At 61.6% G+C, this 1,389-nt stretch carries 1 protein-coding gene; it reads left to right on the top strand.

From position 1 onward, the window contains the following. Positions 1-5 precede the first annotated feature (5 nt). Positions 6-1,382, top strand: a complete 1,377-nt coding sequence (locus QW868_RS33490; RefSeq protein ID WP_315715219.1) for an IS30 family transposase — start codon at positions 6-8, stop codon at positions 1,380-1,382. Positions 1,383-1,389: the final 7 nt, after the last annotated feature.

Below are 1,389 nucleotides of genomic sequence, written 5' to 3'. Positions count from 1 at the left end.
TTGCGATGGGCATTCGAAAGAAACGGTCAACGCGGGGCAAGCTGGGATCATTGGGGCGCCCACCAGTTGCGGGGCGTGCGGAACAGCAGAAATTTTGGCGTGGGATTGCCGCTGGATTGAACAGCGAGAATGCTGCGCTTGCTGCTGGATTATCGGATGCTGTCGGCCCCCGATTATTTCGAAAAGCGGGCGGCGTGGCACCGGCAATGTTCCGACCTTCAGCGAAGCCGCTCTCCGGACGGCACCTCTCCTTTTCTGAGCGCGAAGAGATTGCGCTGCTGAATGCGCAGCGCCATTCTGTACGAGAGATAGCACGGCGCCTCAATCGGTCTCCCTCGACCATCTCCCGTGAACTCGATCGCAATGCAGCCACGCACGGCGGCAAGATGGCCTATCGGGCGACGGCCGCCCAGTGGCATGCAGATCGATCGGCCCGGCGTCCTAAGCCGAGCAAGCTTGCAAGCAACGCCGCCTTGCGCGCTTATGTTGAAGAGCGGCTTGCAGGGTTTGTCGCGCCTCCAGGCGGCGTTCGGCGGAAGGCCGGTCGTGCGGGCTCTAGCCAGGATCAGGGGTGGACGAAAGCGTGGAGTCCCGAGCAGATTGCCCGGCGCTTGCCGATCGACTTCCCGGATGACGAGGCGATGCGCATCAGCCACGAAGCCATTTACCAGGCGCTTTTTGTTCAGGGCCGAGGAGCGCTGAAACGCGAGTTGTCGTCCTGTTTGCGAACGGGACGTGCGCTGCGCGTGCCCCGAGCGCGTACGCGGAAGCGCAGCAAAGGCTTCATATCGCCGGAGATCATGATCAGTGAGCGTCCGGCCGAAGTCGCGGATCGAGCTGTGCCGGGACATTGGGAAGGAGATCTGATCGTCGGCTCCGCCAGCTCGGCAATCGGCACGCTGGTCGAACGCAGCACGCGGTTTACAATGCTCCTGCACCTTCCACGGTTGCCGGGGTTTGACGACGGCCCACGTACGAAGGATGGGCCTGCGCTCTCCGGACACGGAGCTGAAGCGGTACGCGATGCGATCACGCGCACCATCGTCACCTTGCCCAAAGAACTCCGCCGCTCGCTAACCTGGGATCAGGGGACCGAAATGGCTCAACACAGTGACCTCAAGATCGATACAGACCTTCAGATCTACTTCTGCGATCCAAGAAGCCCCTGGCAACGTGGCACGAACGAGAACACGAATGGCCTGCTGCGGCAGTACTTCCCGAAAGGTACCGATCTGAGCGTCTACGATGCTGACGAGATCGCCGCCGTGGCCGCAGCGCTCAATTCCCGACCGAGAAAGACGCTAGGATGGAAAACTCCAGCAGAGGCGCTTGACGAGCTGCTGTCACGAATGAAAACACTGGGTGTTGCGACCACCGCTTGAGCCCGCC

The organism is Bradyrhizobium sp. SZCCHNR1051 (genome assembly GCF_032489615.1).
Classification (GTDB): Bacteria; Pseudomonadota; Alphaproteobacteria; order Rhizobiales; family Xanthobacteraceae; genus Bradyrhizobium.
This window is presented reverse-complemented; position numbering and strand designations above follow the sequence as displayed.